The following is a 21,641-nucleotide window of genomic DNA, read 5'->3' as shown; positions in this document are numbered from 1 at the left end:
TAAGGAAGCAGCATGAGATTACCTCCTGCCATCGTCGGCCATGCCGAAGAAGTTTTACGTGAAATACTGCGCTTTACCGGCCCTGCCGACGTCACGCTGTCGCGCTATTTTCGCGACCATCCCAAACTGGGCTCGCGTGAAAGGGGCGTAATTGCCGAAGCGATTTACGGCCTGCTGCGCAATAAATCGGTGTACACCAGTTTTTCCGAATCCGGTGTCGGCCCCGCGATGCGCCGCCTCACCTTGCTGGGCTTGGCTGATGCGGTCGGCGTAGATTCACTCGGCGGCCTGAGCGAAGAAGAAACGCAATGGCTGACGCGCGTGATGGAAATTGACCGTTCGCACCTGTCGTTGGCGATGAAGTCCAATATGCCTGCATGGGTCTGGGATAAATTCGTTGCCAAGCTGGGTGAGGCGGAAGCCTTGCAATTGGCAGAATCGCTGAATACCCCGGCGTCGCTGGACTTGCGTGTCAATACGATGAAGTCCAACCGCGAAGACGTGATTGCATCGCTGGCGGCTGCGCCTATCATTGCCGAGCCTACGCCTTATTCGGCAACCGGCTTGCGCATCAAGAAAAAACCTTCTATCCAGAATCTGCCGCTGTTTAAAGACGGCACGATAGAAGTGCAGGATGAAGGTAGTCAGTTGCTGGCCCAACTGGTTGGCGCCAAGCGCGGTGAGATGGTAGCGGACTTTTGCGCCGGTGCCGGCGGCAAGACTTTGGCTCTGGGGGCAATGATGCGCAATACCGGGCGTCTGTATGCGTTCGATGTTTCCGAAAAACGCCTGACCAAGCTGAAGCCGCGTCTGGCGCGCAGCGGTTTGTCGAATGTGCATCCGGTCGTCATCGCGCATGAAAAAGATGCGAAGATCAAACGGCTGGCAGGCAAGCTGGACCGCGTGCTGGTTGATGCACCGTGCAGCGGACTGGGCACCTTGCGCCGCAACCCTGACGTCAAATGGCGTCAGACCCCGGACGGCATTGCTGAGCTGAACGTTAAGCAGAGCTCCATCCTGGCCGGTGCTGCGCGCATGGTCAAAGCCGGCGGCCGCTTGGTGTATGCAACTTGCAGCGTGCTGGATGAAGAAAATGAAGGCATTGTGCAAGGCTTCCTGGCAACGCATCCTGATTTTGAACTGATCCCCGCATCGAAGATTCTGGCTGAGCAAAAAGTAGAGCTGGAAATGGGCGACTATCTGAAATTACTGCCGCACGTTCATCAGACGGACGGCTTCTTCGCGGCCATCCTGCAAAGGAACAAATTGGCGGCAAAGCCTGAAGCCGAAGTCTCGGAAGCGGAAGTCGAAGAAGACTAACAGGCTCCAATGCTGCTCCGCTAAGCCGGGGCAGCATGTCTTGCGTAGTTTCATCGGGAACTTCGCCGTAAGCAATTATTCAACGCACACAAAATCCCTTGCATCAGTGATAATCCTTGTTTGCCACGCCACGCCTGTGTAAATAAACGGATTTATTTCCAATGGATTCACTCCCATTAGCCAGTCTCCCACTATGAGCACACCCCTGTTAACGACCTTGCTGTCGGACTTGTCCGATGATTTGCGCAATACTAATTTCGTATGGCAAGTGGTGGCCGTCTTGCTGTGCTGGGGCCTGGGCTGGTATCTCGCAAGGCTGCTGACCAAGCTATTCACCAAGAAAGAGCTTGATCAGAGCAAGGCTGAAAAGCTCAGGGTAGACCGCTTCTTCCATGCTCTGCAATTGATGCTGACCCTGGGCCTGATCTTTATCGCCAGAGCCGTATTGGGCAGATGGCAGCCCGTGCATTTATTGACTGTGCTGATTCCGCTGATAGGCTCGCTGGCGTTGATACGTCTCGGCTTTTATATCTTCCGCCGCACCTTCGTGCGTGATGGTGAGATCGGTACTTTCCTGGCCGTGTTTGAAAAGCTGTTTGCCGGCCTGGTCTGGCTGGGGTTGATTCTGCACTTTACTGGCCTGTGGCAAGACCTGTTCGATCTGCTGGATGACACAAAACTGCCCTTGGCGCATAACAAAGTTTCTTTGTTGACGATATTGCAAGCTATTGCATCGGTGCTGGTAACAATGATAGCCGCCTTGTGGGCAAGCGCTGCGTTGGAAACCAAGCTTATGCAGTTGCCCAATATGCACATGTCGCTGCGTGTCGTACTGTCACGCACCGGCCGTGCCGTACTTATCCTGGTTGCCATCCTTGTTAGTCTGACCTTGGTAGGTATTGATCTGACGGTGCTATCAGTATTTGGCGGTGCGCTGGGTGTCGGCCTGGGCTTCGGCTTGCAAAAAATTACCAGCAGCTATGTGTCCGGCTTCATCATCCTGCTGGATAGGAGTATGTCCATCGGCGACATCATTACCGTGGATAAATACAATGGCAAAGTCACCCAGATCAATACCAGGTATACGGTGCTGAAGGGCCTGGATGGTGGCGAGTCAGTCATCCCGAATGAAATGCTGGTCTCCAATCCGGTGCAGAACTATTCGCTGAGCGACCGCTCGGTTTGGGTCTCTACTGATCTTGTGGTTGCCTATAACACCGATGTCGAGGCACTTCTGCCGCTTCTGGTAGAAACAGCAACAACCATCGCACGTGTCTCCAAGGAATCTTCGCCATCGGCCTATTTGGTCAAATTTGGTGCGGATGGATTGGAACTGAGATTGGGGTTCTGGATCAGCGATCCTGAAAACGGGCGCACAGGCGTGATCTCTGACGTGAATCGCGCTGTGTGGAAACTTTTGCAAGAGCGCAAGGTGGAATTGCCTTATGCACAACGGGTTGTGACTTTGATTAACAATGCACCTGATAAAGTTTCAGACCAGAAGTGAAAAAAATCACGTACAATGCGGAAAAAAATATATATACTTTGCCGCTTATAGCGATAGAAATACGCTGAGATAGTGTCATTAACCAAGGAGTACATGTCATTTTGAGCACTTTTATTGAAACCGTAGTTGATTTCCTGTCAAATGGCATTACCCGTGCCACTGGTTGGCAAGTTTTTATCTTTACGGCGGTAGTGACACATATCACGATTGCCAGCGTTACGATCTTCTTGCACCGCTGCCAGGCGCACCGTGCACTGGATTTGCATGCTATCCCTAGCCACTTTTTCCGTTTCTGGCTGTGGCTGACCACGGGTCAAGTCACCAAGGAATGGGCAGCCGTTCACCGCAAGCACCACGCCAAGTGCGAAACAGAAGAAGATCCGCACAGCCCTGTGACACGTGGCATTAAAAAAGTATTCTGGCAAGGTGCCGAGTTGTATCGCGCCGAATCCAAAAACAAGGAAACCCTGCAAAAGTACGGTCACGGCACGCCGGATGACTGGATCGAGAGCAACCTGTACACCAAATATAGCTGGCAGGGCGTGGCACTGATGCTGATCATCGACATCCTGCTGTTTGGCGCGATTGGCGTCACTGTCTGGGCAGTGCAAATGCTGTGGATCCCTATTACTGCTGCCGGCATCATCAATGGTATCGGTCACTACTGGGGTTACCGCAATTACGATTGCGTTGATGCATCCAGGAACATCCTGCCTTTGGGCATCATCATTGGAGGTGAAGAACTGCATAATAATCACCACACCTTTGGTACATCAGCAAAGCTGTCGTCCAAATGGTACGAGTTCGATATCGGCTGGATGTATATCCGCATGATGGAAATCGTGGGTCTGGCCAAGGTCAAGAAAGTGGCTCCAGCGCCTAAATTCGCGGAGATCAAATCCTCTATCGATATGGAAACACTGCAGGCCGTGATTACCAATCGCTATGACGTAATGTCCAAATATGCGAAATCCCTGCGCCGCACCTGGAGTGATGAGATTGCCCATTTGCGTGAAAAGAGCGAGTTCGAAGCCGGCTTCCTGAAGTCTGCCAAGAAGTTCCTGCAGCGTGAACCGACCAAATTGGAAGCGCCACAGCAGCAGCATCTGTCTGAAGTGCTGGCGCATAGCAAGGCATTGAAAACCATGCATGACATGCGTGTTGAACTCGGTCTGATCTGGGAACGTTCTACAGTCAGCCGCGAGCAACTGGTTCATCAGCTGCAAGACTGGTGCACCCGCGCAGAAGCCTCCGGTATCCAGGCTTTGCATGACTTCTCCCGCAGGCTGCGCAGCTACGCGTAATAGCCTGAGTTTGAGTTGGTAAAAAAACGGCGCTTGAGGCGCCGTTTTTTATTGTTCGATGCTTTGTCTGTCAATGAAAGGTGCAGGCGGGCTGCTTGCTGCCAAAGTGGCCGAGTGATAAGTAGGGGAAGGCTGGGGTAGGAGGCTATCAATACCTATCCCTATCAAGAGCCTGAGTTCCGGGAGTTGTTTTGTTGGTAAAGTGCGTAGAGTTTGCGACAGACGAAAAAAATCCCCGCGAATACAACAGCAGGGATTCTTTGACAAAAAAACGAAGATTACTTGATCTTGGTTTCTTTGTAGATAACGTGCTTACGAGCCTTGGGATCAAACTTCATGATCTCCATTTTTTCAGGCATAGTGCGCTTGTTTTTGGATGTTGTGTAGAAATGACCCGTACCAGCAGTCGATTCCAGTTTGATTTTGTCGCGACCAGATTTAGCCATGATATTTTCCTAACAATAGTTTCGCTTAAACTTTTTCGCCGCGAGCACGCAGATCAACCAAAACGGCATCGATGCCGATTTTGTCAATAATACGCAGGCCAGCGTTAGACAAACGCAGGGAAACCCAGCGATTCTCAGATTCTACGAAAAAGCGACGATTTTGCAGGTTAGGCAAGAAACGACGTTTAGTTTTGTTATTAGCGTGGGAAACGTTGTTGCCAACCATTGGCCCCTTCCCAGTAACTTGGCAGACACGTGCCATGCTTAACTCCTTAGTGGTTTCCAGAATTGGAAAAAACGTGAGTATAACGAAAATTCTGCGAATTATCAACGACTTGCGTAAATTAATTGTGTCTTATTGATTTTTAAGATTTAACAATTTGGATTTTCATAGAGAAAAGCCTAGATTTGGCCATGTTCGGCAAAGGAATACAGGTGCGGATTGGCGATAATAAAATGGTCCAGCAGCCTTATACATATCAGTATCCTGCAACGACAGCGCTTGTTTCAAAGTCTACGTCAGGCTGATATTGGCATTGCTGGGCTCGCAGGAGCCTGAACGGTGCTTGAGTACCAGGATGATAGTGTTTTTACCATTTTTAACATTTATTCATCAAGGCCTATACTATCTTGATCGTTAGCCTTGTTGCATCCAATATTAATGCCCTCTCAAGTCATTCATGGGTTCGCTTCCTGTGCGCGCAGCAGTGCTGTTCAATATCAGGGTTGCGGTTGGCAACGAAAATTCTAAAAAATGCCCCGTTAGTTGCTATTGCTAAACTTGGATTCGATGTTAGCTAGCAGTCGACGTTGCCTTGCCCCAGCAACAAGGGGAAACGGGATGAATAATGGTGTGCAAGGTAAAGTGGTTCTGATTACAGATGGCGATACTAGCCAATTCCGTTGCGCGCACTATCGCTTTCGCCATTGAGCAAGCTCAAGTTTTTGACATCAATGAAATTGTCCTTCGTCCCGTGGCGCAGGAATTCTAATCTGCTTAAAGGAGCTTGCAATGTCTGCTTACGTTATCTTCATCCGTGAGAGTGTTGTCGATGCCGCGGAGATGGACAAATACGCGCAAACCGCGCCTGCCGCACGTGCAGGTCACGACATTGCCCGCGTAGCATTCTACGGCAAGCTCGACGTACTAGAGGGCGCGGCAACGGATGGCGTCGCGATACTGCGTTTCCCCGACATGGCAGCTGCGCACGCATGGTACGAAAGTCCCGCGTATCAGGAGGCCCGCCAGCACCGGTTGAAGGGCGCGAAATACCGTCTCTTGTTGGTCGAAGGCAGCGATGTCAACCCGGCTTAAGTAGAGTTGCCGCGGCAGACATAGATTTTGCCTGGCTCTGACGATCTCTAATGCATCAGGGCTAAGACAAGAGGTATTCCTTCTTCGAAGTTATTTTGAAGTAAGACGGTCCTTACTTTCTACCTGTAGGAGATTGACATGAGCTTGAAACATATCCTGTTCATCGTGACTAACACGCACTTTATCGGCCCAAACAAACGTCCCACCGGATTCTTCTTTCCCGAAATTGCGCATCCACTCGAAGTGTTTGAGAAAAATGGTATCGCTGTGGAGTATGCGTCTCCATTGGGTGGCAAGCCCTCAGAAGATGGCTATGACGAGAAAGATCCTGTCCAGGTGGCTTTCCGCAACAGTAAATCTATTCGCCGGCTCGGCAAGAGCCGCAAATTATCCGAAGTGGATGTGCTTGACTATGACGCTATCCTGGTACCTGGCGGTCTTGGTCCAATGGCCGACGTGGCGACTGATCCCGGAGTAAAGTCTGCGGTTGCGCGAGCCTGGGACGGAGGATTGCTGGTTTCAGCGGTATGCCACGGCCCCTGCGCACTGCTCGGCGTTACGCTTAAAGACGGCTCCTCACTCGTTAAGGGGAAGAAAGTAACTGGCTTTTCCAACAAGGAAGAATTTGATTACGCTAAGGACGATGTACCCTTCCTTTTGGAAGATGCACTTGTCAAGGAGGGGGCGCAATTCTCCTCTGTCGAACCATGGCAACCCAAGGTTGTCGTAGACGGGCGTTTGTTTACCGGACAGAACCCTGCATCAGGAGGTCCAATGGCCGAGGAAATTGTCAAAGCGCTGCGTGGGTAACTGCGCTACCCCAATTCCCTTTGGGAAAATGACTGTGACTGATGGTGGCTTTGGCAATCTTTCAGTTCCGTGCAGTCCAAAGTGTGCCGCAGGGAACTGAGACTATAGAGCTTCCGTGACTGCTTCGCTGCGTCTGAATGGTTCGGATAGATGGGTTCACAAGTGAAAGGAGCGCTGTATGAACCGTATTATCTCCTCAATTGCAATCGCAGTTGCCTTGGCTCAGGCCGTTCCTGCGATTGCTGCTAAAAATGTCGTGCTTGTCCATGGTGCATTCGCAGACGGATCGGGGTGGCGTGATGTTGCCGAAATACTGGAAGCTAAAGGCTACCGGGTAACCGTAGTGCAGCATCCGGAAACTTCGCTGGAGGAGGATGTGACGGCCGTCAAGCGGGTGCTCGCTGCCCAAGATGGACCGGTCGTTCTTGTTGGGCATAGCTATGGGGGTTTGGTAATCACTCAGGCGGGCAGCGAGCCGAAGGTGAGCGCGTTGGTATTCGTCGCAGCTTATGCGCCGGATGAAGGTGAATCGGCTGCGGTGCTGCGCCAGAAACTTCCCCCCGCATCCACTGCGTCCAAACGCACGCCCGATGGTTATCTCCAGCTTGATCCTGCCATGTTCCACCAGGATTTCGCGGCTGACTTGCCGGCAAAAACTGCCCATTTCATGTCCATTTCGCAAGTGCTTCCAAATGCGGCCGCATTCAGCACCAAGATCAGCAATCCGGCCTGGAAGAGTAAGCCCAGTTGGGGGATTGTTGCGACCGAGGACCGGGCCATCAACCCAGAACTGGAACGGTTTATGTACAAGCGCGGCGGCTTCACCGTTACGGAGATCAAAAGCAGCCATGCTGTTTACATTTCACGTCCCGCGGAAGTGGCGGCTGTCATTGAAGAGGCTGCCTCTAAGAACTGAAAATTAAAAATGGCCCATGATCATTGTGTCTTGTTGATTTTTAATATTTAACAATTAAGACTTTTCATGGAGAGTAGCCTAAATTTGACCATGTTCTGCAAAGGAATACACATTCGGATTGGCAACAATAAAATGGTCCAGCACCCTTACATCTACCAATGACAGTGCTTGTTTCAAGGTCTGCGTGAGGCTGAGATCGGCATTGCTGGGCTCGCAGGAGCCTGAGGGGTGGTTGTGCGCCAGGATGATGGCGGCGGCATTATGTTGCAGCGCTGCCTTGACGACCTCGCGCGGATAAACGCTCGCGTGGCTAAGTGTGCCGCGAAACAATTCTTCCGATGCAATCAGCCTGTTCTTGATATCCAGGAACAACACGGCAAAAGATTCATGCGGTTTGTTGCCTATCATTAGCTGCAGGTAATTTTTGACCGCCTGTGGCGATGACAGGCTGGTGTTGCTTTGCAATTCTTCGGAGATGGCACGCTTGGCCAGCTCCAGTACGGCCTGCATTTGTGCATACTTGGCGTCGCCCAGCCCATGCATCGCAGAGAAATCCTTGATGCCGGCGGAAAACAGGCCAGATAAGGAGCCGAAGCGGCTGATCATGTCGCGGCCCAGATCTACCGCGCTCTTCCCTTTGACTCCCACGCGCAGGAAGACTGCCAGTAATTCGGCGTCCGACAATGCCTGCGCGCCGTTCTTGATCAAGCGTTCGCGCGGCCTCTGGTCTTCCGGCCAGTCGGTAATTGCCATAATAGATATGCCCTTAAATTGCGAAGAAAATGTCAACACGCCCCAGCTAGCTTACAATACTGGCTTACCCTGATTTCGCATTGAATTATGTCTACACCAAATACGCCCGCAACCGTCCCCGTCGTCACTCCGGACGCTTACCTTACCCTGCATTACAGAATTGCAAGCTTGCAAGGTGAAGATATTATCAGCACTTTTAATGAAAATCCTGCAACATTACAATTAGGCACAGGACAATTGGCGCCTGAACTGGAAGCTTCCTTGCTGGGATTGGAAGAGGGCTCGCATACCACTCAGGAATTGCCGCCAGAAAAAGCCTTTGGTCCGCGCAACCCAGAGCTATTGCAGCGCGTGTCGCTGGCGACGCTGAAAGAGAACTCCAACTTTGGCGAGCAGTATGCGATTGGCGACATGGTCGATTTTTCCGCGCCTTCCGGAGGGCGCTTTGCCGGCATCCTGCGTGCGCTGGACGAAGACAGTGCTTTATTTGACTTCAACCATCCCCTGGCCGGACAGACTTTGCTGTTTGAAACCAGGATTATCGGTATATTGTAAAAGCTGCCTTTTAAAAACATCAGCTCAAGTCATCATTTAAGTGGAATTCGGCTTCAACATGGATAAAGAAATTTTACTGGCCCAGCCCCGCGGTTTTTGCGCAGGGGTAGACCGTGCGATAGAAATCGTAGAGCGCGCGCTGCAACAATTTGGTGCTCCTATCTACGTGCGCCATGAAATCGTGCATAACGCCTACGTAGTCAGCGATTTGCGGGAGAAGGGCGCCATCTTTATAGAAGACCTGGACGATGTGCCGGCTGGTAATACCTTGATCTTTTCAGCGCATGGTGTGCCGCAAAGTGTCAGGAGAGATGCTGAAGCCCGCGGGCTGACTGTATTCGATGCCACCTGTCCGCTAGTGACCAAGGTACATATGGAAGTGGCAAAGATGCGCCGCGAAGGCCGTGAGATCATCATGATAGGCCATCAGGGGCATCCTGAAGTAGAAGGAACGATGGGGCAGAGCGAAGGCGGCATGTACCTGGTCGAGACGGTGGAGGACGTCAATGTCCTGCAAGTGAATAATCCCGACTTGCTGGCCTATGTTTCGCAAACCACGCTGTCCGTTGACGATACTGAGGAAATCATTACTGCACTGAAGCAGCGCTTTCCGAATATCAGCGAACCCAAAAAGGGCGATATCTGCTATGCCACGACCAATCGCCAGGAAGCTGTCAAATTCATGGCGCCGCAGGTGGACCTGGTGATCGTGGTCGGTAGCGCAAATAGCTCCAACTCCAATCGCTTGCGCGAAGTGGCGTTGAAGAAGGGGGCTGCGTCGTATATGGTGGACAACGCAGAAGCGATTGATCCCGACTGGATCACCGATGTGCAGCGTATAGGCGTGACTGCGGGCGCATCAGCGCCGGAAGTATTGGTGCAGGATGTGATTGCCAAGCTCAAGCAGCTGGGCGCCAAAAGTGTGCGCGCTTTGGATGGGGCGATCGAAAATGTCACTTTTCCTATGCCCAAGGGCTTGAATACAACAAAATAAATATTTGTTTTCCATCAATTTCTTGCTTCTGTCTTGAAATTAAATTTGTAACTCTTCTTTTATTCCATATTTTATTAGGCGATTTCGTCGCTAACATTGCTGCGCAGCTGAAAACCGGAAATTTCCGGTTTCTGCTGTCCTGGCGGGAACGGGTATAGTAGTATTTATGTTCATATCGAAACACCAGTGGTTCTTTTGCCATTGCGACGATATAACTAGCCTGTATAATCTCGCCGCAATTGCTGGATTACCTATAAAGTAGTGCCAGAATATAAAAAAGCTTTTTTACTAAAAGTTGTCGAGGAGAGTCCTATCATGTGTTTTCACCACACTTCCATTGCTCCGAATACCTTAACGCGTCCTTTCGGATAACAGCTTTCCAGACTTCAGCGGCACCCAGCATCGACCGGGTGCCGCTTTTGTTATCAGGAATGATTTTTGCTGAACATGCTTCTAAGCCAAGAGTTTTGTTTTTCGGCAAAATTTTGATTCGTTTAAAAGAGAGAGAAACAATATGGATACCTTTATCCAACAAATTATTAATGGACTGGTGCTGGGGAGCATGTATGCCCTGGTCGCGCTCGGGTACACCATGGTGTACGGGGTCCTGAACCTGATCAACTTCGCCCACGGCGACGTGCTGATGGTAGGAGCCATGGTCGGTATTACGGTCGTCAAGCTATTACAGACAGTTGCCCCGGGCCTGCCTGGCATGGTGCAACTGCTGATTGCCATCATCGCAGCGATACCGGTATGTATCGCCGTCAATGTATTGATCGAGCGTGTGGCCTACCGCAAATTGCGTAATGCGCCGCGTCTGGCTCCGTTGATCACGGCGATTGGCGTGTCCATCCTGGTGCAGGTGTTTGCGATGATGATCTGGGGCCGCAGCCCGATACCTTTCCCATCCGTGTTGCCTTTCACGCCGATTCCTGTTGGCGGTGCGGTCATCTCGCAAACCCAGGTCGTGCTGCTGGTATTGGCGACACTGGCGATGGTGGGACTGGTGCTGCTGGTTGAAAAAACCCGCATGGGCCGCGCTATGCGCGCTACAGCGGAAAACCCAAGGGTCGCCGGCTTGATGGGCGTTGATTCCAACAAGGTGATTGTGGCTACATTTGCGATCGGTGCTGCGCTGGCAGCGATAGCCGGCGTGATGTGGGCGGCGAACTACTCTTCCGCGCAATTCGCGATGGGCTTCGTTCCGGGCCTGAAGGCATTCTCCGCAGCGGTGCTGGGCGGTATCGGCAATATCTACGGCGCGATGGTGGGTGGTATTCTGCTGGGCCTGATCGAGAGCCTAGGCGCCGGTTATATCGGCGACCTGACCGGTGGCATTCTAGGTAGCCAATATCAGGATATCTTCGCTTTCATCGTGTTGATTATCGTATTGACCTTGCGGCCATCCGGCATCATGGGTGAACGTGTTGCCGACCGCGCCTAAGGAGAACAGACATGTCGAGTGCATTTGATATAAAAAGTAATCCTAAAAAGGCCTATACCAACTTCGCCATCCTGGCGGTGCTGCTGGTAGCCTTTCCGTTCGTTGCATCCAACTTCGGTAATTCCTGGGTGCGTATCATCGACTTTGCGCTGCTGTACATCATGCTGGCGCTGGGCTTGAATATCGTGGTCGGTTTTGCCGGCTTGCTGGATCTGGGTTATATCGCGTTTTATGCGGTAGGCGCTTACACGGCAGGTTTGCTGGCATCGCCACAGTTCGCGACAGTGCTGGAATCCTTTGTCAACAGCTATCCCGCGGTAGGGAATTTCCTGATTGCGGTATGCGGTCCTGAGATCACCAAAACCGGCTTGCACCTGTCGGTATGGCTGATTGTCCCTATAGCTGCTGCGTTGGCAGGCTTCTTCGGCGCAGTGCTCGGCGCACCGACATTGAAACTGCGCGGCGATTACCTGGCCATCGTCACGCTGGGCTTTGGTGAAATTATCCGTATTTTCATGAATAACATGAATGCGCCCATCAATTTCACTAACGGTCCGCAAGGTATCAACCTGATCGACCCTATCCGCATTTTCGGCGTTTCCCTGAATGGCGAAGCGGGTTCGCAGGCAACGGTGCATCTGGGCGGTTTCAGCCTGCCTTCCGTGAACGCCTACTACTTCCTGTTCCTGGCACTGTGTATCGCGATCATCTTTATATCATCCCGTCTGCAGCACTCCCGCTTGGGCCGTGCCTGGGTAGCTATACGCGAAGATGAAATCGCTGCCAAGGCGATGGGCATCAACACCCGCAATATCAAGCTGCTGGCATTCTCGATGGGTGCTTCTTTCGGCGGCATCTCGGGTTCGATGTTTGCGGCATTCCAGGGTTTCGTGTCTCCTGAGTCCTTCTCTCTGCTGGAATCGATCTCGGTACTGGCGATGGTGGTACTGGGCGGTATCGGCCATATCCCTGGCGTGGTGCTGGGCGCGGTGATTCTGGCAGCCTTGCCTGAAGTATTGCGCCATAGCGTGGAACCGATACAAAATCTGCTGTTCGGCAAAATCCTGATTGAAGCCGAAGTATTGCGTCAATTACTGTACGGCCTGGCAATGGTCGTGATCATGCTGAACCGTCCCGCGGGCTTGTGGCCGGCACCGAAGCATGAAGACAGAATGACCAGCAATAAAGACACTGCGGCTGCGGCATAAGGATATCGACATGACTGATAAAACAATCTTAAAAATTGAAGGCGCCAACAAGCGGTTCGGCGGCTTGCAAGCGCTGTCCAATGTGGGAATCGAGATCAAGCAGGGCCAGATCTATGGCTTGATCGGCCCTAACGGTGCGGGCAAGACCACGTTCTTCAACGTGATCACCGGCCTGTACCAGCCTGATACCGGTACTTTCGAGCTGGATGGCAAGCCTTATTCTCCTTCTGCCCCGCATGAAGTGGCCAAGGCAGGTATTGCCCGTACCTTCCAGAACATCCGCCTGTTCGGTGAAATGACCGCATTGGAAAACGTCATGGTAGGGCGGCATATCCGTACCCATCAGGGTGTGTTCGGTGCAGTGTTCCGCAGCCCGGCAGCGCGCAAGGAAGAAGCAGAAATCCGTCAGCGCGCCCATGAGCTGCTGGATTTTGTCGGTATCGGCAAATTTGCAGAGCGCACATCCAAGTTCCTGTCCTACGGCGATCAGCGCCGGCTCGAAATTGCACGCGCGCTGGCGACGGATCCTAAATTGCTGGCGCTGGATGAGCCTGCGGCGGGTATGAACGCGACTGAAAAACTGGCGCTGCGTGAACTGCTGGTCAAGATCAAGGCCGAGGGTAAAACCATTCTGCTGATTGAGCATGACGTGAAGCTGATGATGGGTCTGTGCGACCGGATCACCGTGCTGGATTACGGCAAGCCGATTGCCGAAGGCCTTCCTGCAGACATACAAAAAAATCCCGCTGTGATCGAGGCGTACTTGGGAGGTTCTCACTAATGCTTGAAAATGTATTGAAGGTAAGCAATCTGAAGGTTGCTTACGGCGGCATCAAGGCCGTCAAGGGTATCGATCTGGAAGTCAACAAAGGTGAGTTGATTACGCTGATCGGCGCGAATGGCGCGGGCAAGACCACGACACTGAAAGCGATTACCAGTACTTTGCCAAGCTGCAAGGTTGAGGGCGAAATTCATTATCTGGGTAAGTCCATCAAGGGTATCAATTCCTTCCAGCTGGTGAATAGCCATCTGGCGATGGTGCCTGAAGGGCGTGGCGTATTTACCCGCATGACCATCCAGGAAAACCTGATGATGGGCGCCTATACCCGCAATGACAAGGCCGGTATCAATGCCGATATCGAAAAATGGTTCACCGTTTTCCCTCGCCTGAAGGAGCGTGCTGCGCAATTGGCAGGTACGCTTTCCGGTGGTGAGCAGCAGATGCTGGCGATGGCCCGTGCTTTGATGTCGCATCCCAACCTGCTCTTGCTGGATGAACCTTCGATGGGCCTGTCGCCTATCATGGTTGAAAAAATCTTCGAGGTGGTGCGCAATGTGTCGGCACAAGGCGTAACCATACTGCTGGTGGAGCAGAATGCGAAGCTGGCATTGCAGGCAGCCCATCGCGGCTATGTGATGGACTCCGGTTCCATCACCATGAGTGGTGATGCCAAAGAGATGCTGCATGATCCGAAAGTACAGGCTGCTTATCTGGGCGAGTAATATCTACCAGGTGGCCAAGTAGCCTGGAATGACAATGCCCTGCTTATGCAGGGCATTTTTTATTGAGGGAACGAATTCTCAGGCACAAAAAAACCTCGCATCAGCGAGGTTTTTGTCTAGCTGCAAGCACTAAGGCCTACTTGCCATCAGGCGGCAATTATTTTTTTGCTGCGCGTGGTGTCGATTTGACTGCGGCTTGTGAGATTTGGCTGACTGCTGTGTTCAGATTGGCTTCCAAAGCTTCTACTGCCTGCTTAGTAGTCTTGGTCAGATGATCGTAGCTGGCGTTTGCATTGCCGATTGCTGTTTTAAATATCGCAACTACATTTTCAGATCCGGCAGGTGCATTTTTGGAAACTTCTTCTACCAGCGCCAGTACCTTGCGGTTGGTTTCTGCAATTTGTGTTTCTGCGGCTTTAGTGAACTCTGCTTGCGCACCGGAGGCGATCGTTGCCAGGTGGCGGCCATAGGCCAGCGCCTTTTCAGCGTTTGGCTGCGCGTGTGCTGCTGTCAGGCTAAAAAATTCTTGTGGGTCTTTTGCTGAGAAAATCTGTTTTGCAGCGGCGGTGGATTCTTCGATGGAAGTCTTGGCAACTGTCATGTTCAGGTCAACAAATTTCTCTACGCTTTCAAATGCTTTGCCGGTCAACGCTGTTATCAGTGCGAGTTGGGCATCGAAGTTCGCTTTGGTAGCTGCGGAAAACTGTTCAGGGATTGAAAACATTGATATCTCCTAAGAAGATGTAGAACTTGGGGGAATTAAAAGTTGTATCTAGGAAACAGGGCAGAAGACCCGTGCAAAGCTGATTTGTGCGTTGCACCATGATGCATTCTAAGGATTTAAACTTGCATGTCAAGCCAATTTTGTGCATTGCAATAAAATTGTCTTTTTCATACATCGATGATGCAAAGAAGCTTTCACCGCACCAATATATTTGTCATTTGACTAATACACCGGCAAGCCAGATTATGGCCGACGATTGTGACTGGCAGATGAAACATTGCTGATATGCTAGACTCGTTTCGATGGTATTCAAGCCACTATTTCACGCCTTGATGGTCGGCGTCCCATGCTTGAACCAAACGCTTATCTTATTGCGAGGACATGATGCCGGTGGAAGCAAAGCAACGCAGCGATTTTCAGCATTTTCATACAATTACGACGCGCTGGATGGACAATGACGCGTACGGACATGTCAATAATGTGGTGTATTACAGTTGGTTCGATACGGTCGTGAATCAATTCCTGATCGTCAATGGTGTGCTGGATATAGAAACCAGCAGTGTGATCGGGTTGGTCATAGAAACCCAGTGCAACTACCTGGCTTCAGTCGCTTTTCCGGATGTGGTCATAGCCGGGGTCAGCGTCAGCAAGCTGGGCAATTCCAGCGTTCGCTATGAGGTCGGTATCTTCAAAAATGAAGAAACCAGCGCATCGGCGCAAGGGCATTTCGTGCATGTCTATGTTGACCGGGAGAGCCGCAGGCCGGCATCCATCCCCGATAATATGCGTGCCTTGTTAAAAACCATACAGTCTTAGCCCAAGCGCCGGTTTAGACTTATACGACCATCTATTGATTTTCAAAGATCCAGCCATGATTACAACACCTGCTCAAAACATTGTTGATGAAACGATTACTTCGCGACGCTCGGTCAGGGCCTTCCTGCCGAATGCTGTTGCCAGGGAAGACATAGAAAAAATTCTGGAAATCTCGGCCCGCGCTCCATCCGGCAGCAATACGCAGCCGTGGAAGGTATATGTGTTGACAGGTGCGAAGCTCAAGCAATTGTCGACCGGCATCCTGGAGGCGCACAACAATGCCGCATCGGGGCACGCAGAGGAATATAACTACTATCCGGTCAAATGGGTCTCGCCATATGTGGACCGCAGGCGCAAGATAGGCTGGGATCTGTATGCGCTGTTGGGACTGGGCCGCGAAAACAAGGCAGGTATGCATGCGCAGCATGGGCGCAATTACGGATTTTTCGATGCTCCAGTGGGCTTTATCTTTACGATAGACCGGGTGATGGAGCAGGGCTCGTGGCTGGACTATGGGATGTTCATGCAGAATGTGATGCTGGCCGCGCGTGCGCGCGGGTTGGATACCTGCCCTCAGGCTGCGTTTAACCAATATCACAAGCTGATTTCAGAAATCCTCGGCTTGGCGGAGAGTGAAATGGTGGTCTGCGGCATGTCCCTGGGCTATGCCGACAATAGCAAGATAGAAAACACACTGACTACCGAGCGTGAAGCGGTATCCGGATTTGTTACTTTCCTGGAATGAGTATCTCCTTCAAGGCCGAGAAAAAATTCAGCAGCCTGCTGGATCCGCGCCGGCAGTTTGATCCGGCCCAGATCGAAAGCGAGATCCGCTACGACCCCCTGACGCAGGATACTGCGCGGATCTGCCATTTCTCCGGCGTAGTGCCGCAGGCCGAAGACATGAGCGCGCTGCTGGAATCTACCCGCCCCCATTGCCCGTTTTGTGAGTCACAGGTTGGCAGGATTACCCCCAAATTTACCGATGAGTTCCTGCATGGTTTTGGTGCCCAGGGCACTATGGTCGCAGACGGCCGCCTGGTGCGCGGGGAAGCGACGCTGTTTCCCAACCTCTTTCCGTATGATGAGATATCCGCGATCGCTGCGGTTTCTCATGCGCATGCATTTGATGCGAAAGCGATGCCGTCTGGCCTGATCGCGGAGACGATAAAGCTGGCGCGTGATATTTTTTATCCACGCAAGAAAAAGTTCGGCAGAATTGAAGACTGCGTATGGCTTGCTGACCTGGAATTATCTGCCTGCATCAGGTGGCTCCCAATTGCATCCGCATATGCAGGTGGCCTTGACGCAGCATCCAGGAAACCGTTTGGCGCGCGAGTTGAGCGCTGAAACTGCCTATCTGTCGGCAAACGGCTCAGTGTTCGCAGACGACTTGATCAGGTCCGAGCGGGATGGGCCAAGATGGTTGATGGAAGACAGCACCGCTGCCTGGATAGCACCGTTTGCACCGATAGGCGCGCTGGGCGATGTGATGGCGGTATTTCACCAGAGGGGCGCCATCGAAGAATTGAGTGACGCAGAGATAGCTGTGTTCGCCGCTTCTCTGACGCAGGTGGTTTCTTATTTTGCAGACAATGGACTGAGCAGCTTCAATCTCAGCTTTTTCCCCGAGCAGCCTGCAGAAAAATCCGGCAGGCACCGCCTGACAGCCAGGCTGCTGCCCCGTTTCTATTTAAATAATAGCTTGCATGTTTCCGATGCCTCCTACCTGCAACTGCTGCTGCAGGAAGCCTTTTGCATGCGCTTTCCGGAAACCCTGGCAGCGCAAATGCGGCCAGCTTTGCAAAATCGCTGAATCCTTTAAATGCTGAAAGCCCGGTGGCATTTAGTCTATAGTGAAAATACACAGAGCTTCGCCATCCGGCATGCCGGCCATGAGTTCTGATGTTTATGACACAAGACTTCGCATCAGATAATTGCGCTAAGCCTTTAATTCTCTTGCGATTTTTTTGAATTTTGCTACACTGCACTAAATTTTCTGTCATAAAATTTACTGGAGTAAGCGGTGGTGAAATTTGCTGAAATTGCTAAATTTACTCGTAAAGCGCTCGTTGTCTTCACATTCGCCGCATTGCCAGTAGCCCTGATATCGGCGCACGCCGCTGAAACCAAGAAGCACGTGGTCAAGAAACCCGTTGCGCATAAAGTCGCTGCAAAGGCGCCAGCCACGAAGCTGGTCCGGCACACCGTGATGGTTAATGGCAAGCGCAGGGTAGTACTGCAGCGCGTAGCGATTGCCCCGGTCATCCCTGAAAGAGCTTCTGCCGGTGATCTCGCGGGATTGAACCACGCCAATGATTCCCTCGATCTGAAATCAAATGTCGCCTATGTGGTTGACCAGGCCAGCTCCCAGGTCTTGTTTGAGAAAAACTCTGAAGTCTCGTTGCCTATCGCGTCCATCACCAAACTGATGACCAGCCTGGTTGTTGTAGAAGCAAATCAGGACATGAATGAGATGATCGAAGTCACCAACGAAGATATCGACAAGGAAAAGGGAACCAGCTCACGTCTGAAGATAGGCGCAAAATTGTCTCGCACCGACATGCTGCATATTGCCTTGATGAGTTCGGAAAACCGCGCCGCTTCTGCGCTGGGCCGTAACTATCCGGGCGGCTTGCCTGCCTTTGTTGCCGCGATGAATACCAAGGCCGCACAGTTAGGCATGAGCGATACCCATTACGTGGATTCCTCCGGCTTGTCGCCGCACAACGTCGCCAGTGCGCGCGATCTGGTCAAGCTGGTCAATGCCGCGTATCAGCAGCCGCTGATACGCCAGTATTCTACCGATTCCAAATATGTGGTTGAGCCGGGCGGACGTCCTTTGCAATACTCGACATCCAATCACCTGGTTGCCAATCCGGGATGGGAAATCGGCTTGCAAAAAACCGGTTATATCGCTGAAGCGGGCCGCTGCCTGGTGATGCAGGCGATGATAGAAGGCCGCGCTATTGTCATGGTGTTCCTTGACTCCAAGGGCAAGTATTCACGCCAGGCTGATGCCGGCCGTATCCGTAAATGGCTGGAGACCTTGAAATCTCCGATCATGGCGAAATCGCCTGCCCTGGCCGGATCCTGATCCCGCATGAATGAAAAAAATCTCCGGGGTTCACTTCACCCTCGGGGATTTTTATTTTAAGCCTCACCCTCCAGCAGCATTCCCCACAACTTCTGTGTTGCCGCCACTTCATTGACTACCAGCTCGGGAGTCACGCGTGCCTTTTCATCGCCTTGCAATCGGTGTTTATGCTGCAGCTTGCGGAAGCTGCGATAGGCGTCGGCGGTTTTGGCAGCCAGGTCCACATCAATCAAGCCCAGCTCGGCGCATAATCTTAACAGCGCGATGTTGCCGGAGTTTGCGGTCAGCTGGGGGAATTGATGCGCATACTTCAGCACCAGGAATTGCACGATAAATTCAATATCGATCATGCCGCCTGCGTCTTGCTTCAGGTCAAACAAGTCGCTACGGTTGGGATGCGCGTCGCGCATTTTCTGGCGCATGGATAAGACTTCGGTTTTGAGTTTTTGAGGATCGCGCTGTTGCCTTAGCACGGTTTCCCGTATCTGCTCAAACTGCGCTTCTATGCCAGGTTCTCCTGCACAAAAGCGTGCCCTTGTCAGCGCCTGGTGCTCCCATAGCCAGGCCGACTTTTCCTGGTAGCGTGCAAAGGATGCGACTGAAGACACCAGCAAGCCGCTGGCGCCGTCTGGCCGCAAGGCGATATCGATGTCAAACAGGATGCCGGCCGGCGTGTGGCTGGTCATCCAGGTGATGAAGCGCTGCGCCAGCTTGGCATAAGCGGCAGGGCCGTCCTGATCGTCGTCGTCATACAGGAAGATGACATCCAGGTCGGACGCATAGCCCAGTTCCTTGCCGCCGAGTTTGCCGTAGGCAATCACTGCAAACTTGGGCTTTTCCCTGTGCCGCGTGGAAATGGTTTGCCATGCTGCCTGTATCGTCGCCGACACGATCAGGTCGGCCAGTTTGGAAAGCGCATCCGCCAGATGTTCTACCGTCAGTTGGCCCTCCAGATCCTGTGCCAATAGCCGGAACAGCAAGGCGTGGTGCATTTCGCGCAGGGTTTCCATCTGCCGTTCGGTATCGCCTTCAGCATGATCCAGTTGCTGTTGCAGTTCGTGTGCAAAGGCGGCCCAGTCCGGCTGCTGGTGCAATGAAGTCTCATCCAGCAATTCATCCAGCAGGATAGGGTGGCGGGTCAGGAATTTCGCCGCCCAATCGCTGGAATCCATCATCCTGACTACGCGTTCCAGCGCATGCGGATATTCGGTCAGCAAGGCCAGATAGGCTGCGCGGCGCGCAATCGCCTCCATGAAATCCAATAGACGATTCAGCGTCTGCAAGTGCATCGCCGATTGGGCAACGATCATGCCTAGGGCCTTGTTGATCAGCGCGATCAGCTTGTTGCGGCTATTCTCCGGTAGCGATTGCAGGCGCGGCGAATGCCAGGTCAGCATCAGCCTTTGCACTGCGCCGGGAACATCATTGAAACCGAGCGCAATCAGTTGCGCCTCCACGACTTCATGGCCGTCGGACTCCGACAAGGTGGAAGCTATCATCCGTTCCTCATCCTGCGGATGGGACTTGGATGATTTCTTTTCCTTGAAGATGGCGTCAAACTGTTCGGCGACGAATTCTCTGTGTTTTGCCAATTGCGCAAACAGTTCTTCCGTACTGTCGTAGTTCATCATTTGCGCAATGATCTGCTGATCTTCAGGCTTGGCGGGGAAGGTATGGGTTTGCGCGTCATCCAGGTATTGCAACCGGTGTTCCACATTGCGCAGGAAGCTATACGAGTCCAGCAGTTTTTCGACCACCAGCGGTTCCAGTATGCCTTTTTCACCCAGTATCTTCAGCGTACTGCGGGTAGAGCGGTCGCGCAGCGCGGCCTCGCGGCCGCCGCGTATCAACTGGAATACCTGGCTCAGGAATTCGATCTCGCGTATGCCGCCGCGGCCCAGCTTCACATTGTTGCTGCGCTCGGGGTGCCGGGTCTCCTGGCGGATCACCTCGGCACGGATTTGGCCATGCATGGAACGCAGCGAGTCAATGGCGCCGTAGTCCAGATAGCGGCGGTATACGAAAGGCCGCACGATCTTTTCCAATGCATCAATGTCCGATTGTGTGCCGGTCAGCGCGCGCGCCTTGACCCAGGCATAGCGCTCCCACTCGCGGCCCTGGATCATGAAATACTCTTCCACCATTGCAAAACTCGCCACTAGCGGGCCGGATGCGCCGTTCGGCCGCAATGCCATATCTACCCTGAAACTGTAGCCGTCTTCCGTCACTTCCGAGATGGCGGCGATCAGTTTTTTGCCCAGACGGCTGAAAAATTCATGGTTGGACAACTGGCGTTGCTCTTCTGAAGAAGTGAGCGTCTCACCGTCTTCTGCATAGCAAAAGATCAAGTCGATATCGGAGGAAACGTTCAACTCCATGCCGCCCAGCTTGCCCATGCCGAGCACGATCATTTGCTGCGGCTCGCCGCTTTCCTCGCCTATCGGCATGCCGTGCGCCAGGACCATGTCGGCCATCAAGGCCTGCAAATGCGTCTGCACTGCAAAATCGGCAAATTCGCTAATGCTGGTGACCACTTCGTCCAGGTCTGCCTGGCCGCCCAGATCACGGGTGACAAGATTCGAAACAAGCAGATTTCGCAGGCGGCGCATAGCCTTTTGTAGGCTGGCGCCAACATCTATTTCTTTTTGTAAAAAAACGGAAAAATCGCTTCTTCTCAAGGATAATCTGGATACTTGCTCCAGCAGTCCGCGACGCTTGTCGTCGGCATTGAGCCAGCGCTGCACAAATCGGGATGGCGTGTGAAATTCAGATTGCGGCGAGGGCTGGGAATCATTCATGTAGGCTAGCGAGGCTAAAGTCAGTAGGGTTTTTATATTGATTTTAAGTCAAACCGGGCAACATGACTTTGAATGTTGAATTCTTGTCGGATTTGCGGCGAATTCGCTTTGAGAGGCGTGCACATTGAACT

The 21,641-nt window shown here is 52.3% G+C and carries 23 protein-coding genes; 17 read left to right on the top strand and 6 right to left on the bottom strand.

Features of this window, described 5'->3' with window-relative positions:
* Positions 1–12: 12 nt before the first annotated feature.
* The 3 genes from IEW12_RS10265 to IEW12_RS10255 all read left to right on the top strand — a co-directional run bounded on the left by IEW12_RS10265 (position 13) and on the right by IEW12_RS10255 (position 4,131).
* Positions 13–1,320, top strand: coding sequence for an RsmB/NOP family class I SAM-dependent RNA methyltransferase (locus tag IEW12_RS10265; protein WP_188565967.1), 1,308 nt, complete (start codon positions 13–15; stop codon positions 1,318–1,320).
* A 193-nt stretch (positions 1,321–1,513) separates the two neighbouring features.
* On the top strand, positions 1,514–2,827 hold the full coding sequence (locus tag IEW12_RS10260) for a mechanosensitive ion channel family protein (protein ID WP_188565966.1): 1,314 nt from the start codon (positions 1,514–1,516) through the stop codon (positions 2,825–2,827).
* Between the two features lie 101 nt (positions 2,828–2,928).
* On the top strand, positions 2,929–4,131 hold the full coding sequence (locus IEW12_RS10255) for a DesA family fatty acid desaturase (protein ID WP_229751031.1): 1,203 nt from the start codon (positions 2,929–2,931) through the stop codon (positions 4,129–4,131).
* A gap of 278 nt (positions 4,132–4,409) precedes the next feature.
* On the opposite strand, the gene rpmG is transcribed toward IEW12_RS10255, so the two are convergent.
* The 3 genes from rpmG to IEW12_RS29190 all read right to left on the bottom strand — a co-directional run bounded on the left by rpmG (position 4,410) and on the right by IEW12_RS29190 (position 5,027).
* On the bottom strand, positions 4,410–4,577 hold the full coding sequence (rpmG, locus tag IEW12_RS10250; RefSeq protein ID WP_110257750.1) for a 50S ribosomal protein L33: 168 nt from the start codon (positions 4,575–4,577) through the stop codon (positions 4,410–4,412).
* 25 nt (positions 4,578–4,602) lie between these two features.
* The gene (rpmB, locus tag IEW12_RS10245) at positions 4,603–4,839 is read right to left on the bottom strand and encodes a 50S ribosomal protein L28 (RefSeq protein ID WP_188565965.1); all 237 of its coding nucleotides are present in this window, start codon (positions 4,837–4,839) and stop codon (positions 4,603–4,605) included.
* Between the two features lie 140 nt (positions 4,840–4,979).
* Positions 4,980–5,027, bottom strand: coding sequence for a hypothetical protein (locus IEW12_RS29190; RefSeq protein ID WP_503826891.1), 48 nt, complete (start codon positions 5,025–5,027; stop codon positions 4,980–4,982).
* A 562-nt stretch (positions 5,028–5,589) separates the two neighbouring features.
* Between IEW12_RS29190 and IEW12_RS10240 the strand changes: the two genes are divergently transcribed.
* The 3 genes from IEW12_RS10240 (at position 5,590) to IEW12_RS10230 (ending at position 7,618) form a co-directional block, all read left to right on the top strand.
* Positions 5,590–5,892, top strand: a complete 303-nt coding sequence (locus IEW12_RS10240; protein ID WP_188565964.1) for a DUF1330 domain-containing protein — start codon at positions 5,590–5,592, stop codon at positions 5,890–5,892.
* Positions 5,893–6,030: 138 nt separating this feature from the next.
* Positions 6,031–6,702, top strand: a complete 672-nt coding sequence (locus tag IEW12_RS10235) for a type 1 glutamine amidotransferase domain-containing protein (protein WP_188565963.1) — start codon at positions 6,031–6,033, stop codon at positions 6,700–6,702.
* 178 nt (positions 6,703–6,880) lie between these two features.
* Positions 6,881–7,618, top strand: a complete 738-nt coding sequence (locus IEW12_RS10230) for an alpha/beta fold hydrolase (RefSeq protein WP_188565962.1) — start codon at positions 6,881–6,883, stop codon at positions 7,616–7,618.
* A 78-nt stretch (positions 7,619–7,696) separates the two neighbouring features.
* Here IEW12_RS10230 and radC read toward each other — a convergent pair whose 3' ends face one another.
* Complete coding sequence (radC, locus tag IEW12_RS10225; protein WP_188565961.1) at positions 7,697–8,371, bottom strand: RadC family protein; 675 nt, start codon at positions 8,369–8,371, stop codon at positions 7,697–7,699.
* A gap of 87 nt (positions 8,372–8,458) precedes the next feature.
* Here radC and IEW12_RS10220 point away from each other — a divergent pair, with 87 nt between their 5' ends.
* From IEW12_RS10220 to IEW12_RS10195, 6 genes are all read left to right on the top strand, one after another.
* Complete coding sequence (locus tag IEW12_RS10220; protein ID WP_188565960.1) at positions 8,459–8,926, top strand: FKBP-type peptidyl-prolyl cis-trans isomerase; 468 nt, start codon at positions 8,459–8,461, stop codon at positions 8,924–8,926.
* Positions 8,927–8,984: 58 nt separating this feature from the next.
* Positions 8,985–9,920: a 4-hydroxy-3-methylbut-2-enyl diphosphate reductase gene (ispH, locus tag IEW12_RS10215; RefSeq protein WP_188565959.1), complete on the top strand. Its 936-nt coding sequence runs from the start codon at positions 8,985–8,987 to the stop codon at positions 9,918–9,920.
* A 514-nt stretch (positions 9,921–10,434) separates the two neighbouring features.
* Positions 10,435–11,364 (top strand): branched-chain amino acid ABC transporter permease, encoded by a 930-nt coding sequence (locus IEW12_RS10210; RefSeq protein ID WP_188565958.1) that lies wholly within the window; start codon positions 10,435–10,437, stop codon positions 11,362–11,364.
* A gap of 11 nt (positions 11,365–11,375) precedes the next feature.
* Positions 11,376–12,572, top strand: coding sequence for an ABC transporter permease subunit (locus IEW12_RS10205; protein WP_188565957.1), 1,197 nt, complete (start codon positions 11,376–11,378; stop codon positions 12,570–12,572).
* A 10-nt stretch (positions 12,573–12,582) separates the two neighbouring features.
* Positions 12,583–13,353: an ABC transporter ATP-binding protein gene (locus IEW12_RS10200; RefSeq protein ID WP_188565956.1), complete on the top strand. Its 771-nt coding sequence runs from the start codon at positions 12,583–12,585 to the stop codon at positions 13,351–13,353.
* Positions 13,353–14,075, top strand: coding sequence for an ABC transporter ATP-binding protein (locus IEW12_RS10195; protein WP_188565955.1), 723 nt, complete (start codon positions 13,353–13,355; stop codon positions 14,073–14,075). Before IEW12_RS10200 ends, IEW12_RS10195 begins: the two co-directional genes overlap by 1 nt.
* 157 nt (positions 14,076–14,232) lie before the next feature.
* On the opposite strand, the gene IEW12_RS10190 is transcribed toward IEW12_RS10195, so the two are convergent.
* Positions 14,233–14,799 carry a phasin family protein gene (locus tag IEW12_RS10190; protein ID WP_188565954.1) on the bottom strand — a complete coding sequence of 189 codons (567 nt, stop codon included), beginning with the start codon at positions 14,797–14,799 and terminating at the stop codon, positions 14,233–14,235.
* A 384-nt stretch (positions 14,800–15,183) separates the two neighbouring features.
* Between IEW12_RS10190 and IEW12_RS10185 the strand changes: the two genes are divergently transcribed.
* The 5 genes from IEW12_RS10185 to pbpG all read left to right on the top strand — a co-directional run bounded on the left by IEW12_RS10185 (position 15,184) and on the right by pbpG (position 18,712).
* Positions 15,184–15,615: an acyl-CoA thioesterase gene (locus tag IEW12_RS10185; protein WP_188566773.1), complete on the top strand. Its 432-nt coding sequence runs from the start codon at positions 15,184–15,186 to the stop codon at positions 15,613–15,615.
* A 55-nt stretch (positions 15,616–15,670) separates the two neighbouring features.
* A complete protein-coding gene (locus IEW12_RS10180; protein ID WP_188565953.1) occupies positions 15,671–16,360 on the top strand; it encodes a nitroreductase in 690 nt (229 codons plus the stop codon).
* Positions 16,357–16,965 carry a hypothetical protein gene (locus IEW12_RS10175; RefSeq protein WP_188565952.1) on the top strand — a complete coding sequence of 203 codons (609 nt, stop codon included), beginning with the start codon at positions 16,357–16,359 and terminating at the stop codon, positions 16,963–16,965. The genes IEW12_RS10180 and IEW12_RS10175 overlap by 4 nt, the downstream gene beginning before the upstream one ends.
* Positions 16,955–17,431, top strand: coding sequence for a hypothetical protein (locus IEW12_RS10170; RefSeq protein ID WP_188565951.1), 477 nt, complete (start codon positions 16,955–16,957; stop codon positions 17,429–17,431). Before IEW12_RS10175 ends, IEW12_RS10170 begins: the two co-directional genes overlap by 11 nt.
* Positions 17,432–17,641: 210 nt before the next feature.
* Positions 17,642–18,712 carry a D-alanyl-D-alanine endopeptidase gene (pbpG, locus tag IEW12_RS10165; RefSeq protein ID WP_371874526.1) on the top strand — a complete coding sequence of 357 codons (1,071 nt, stop codon included), beginning with the start codon at positions 17,642–17,644 and terminating at the stop codon, positions 18,710–18,712.
* A gap of 56 nt (positions 18,713–18,768) precedes the next feature.
* Here the strand turns inward: pbpG and glnE are convergent, their stop codons facing one another.
* Positions 18,769–21,510 carry a bifunctional [glutamate--ammonia ligase]-adenylyl-L-tyrosine phosphorylase/[glutamate--ammonia-ligase] adenylyltransferase gene (glnE, locus tag IEW12_RS10160; protein ID WP_188565950.1) on the bottom strand — a complete coding sequence of 914 codons (2,742 nt, stop codon included), beginning with the start codon at positions 21,508–21,510 and terminating at the stop codon, positions 18,769–18,771.
* Positions 21,511–21,641: the final 131 nt, after the last annotated feature.

It is taken from the genome of Parundibacterium terreum (assembly GCF_014636315.1).
GTDB classification, from domain to species: Bacteria; Pseudomonadota; Gammaproteobacteria; order Burkholderiales; family Burkholderiaceae_D; genus Undibacterium; species Undibacterium terreum.
The sequence above is the reverse complement of the archived record's forward strand: the minus strand, read 5'-3'. Positions and strand labels throughout refer to the sequence as shown.